The 277-nt window shown below is 45.8% G+C and carries 1 rRNA gene; it reads right to left on the minus strand.

Features of this window, described 5'->3' with window-relative positions:
* Positions 1 to 212: 212 nt before the first annotated feature.
* Positions 213 to 277 (minus strand): 16S ribosomal RNA (locus tag KI362_RS25385); the annotation flags it as partial.

Raw genomic sequence — 277 nt, forward strand, 5'->3', positions numbered from 1 at the left:
CTAAAAGGAATGTTCTAATTCGCAGATTCTTCGTTTCGTTATCCAGTTTTCAAGGATCAAGTGCTTCTTTTGAGAGTTGAACTCTCAAAACTGACCAACGAGTGAGTAACAGGCCTAAGACCTGATTCGGTTGCTTTGCTTACGCAAAGCGATCGGCGACCTTGCGGTCAGCCTATTTGAATGTCTTCGTTGCAGAAGACGATTCTCCATAGAAAGGAGGTGATCCAGCCGCACCTTCCGATACGGCTACCTTGTTACGACTTCACCCCAATCATCT

The sequence above is a fragment of the Paenibacillus apis genome, from assembly GCF_018333295.1.
GTDB lineage: Bacteria > Bacillota > Bacilli > Paenibacillales > Paenibacillaceae > Fontibacillus > Fontibacillus antibioticophila.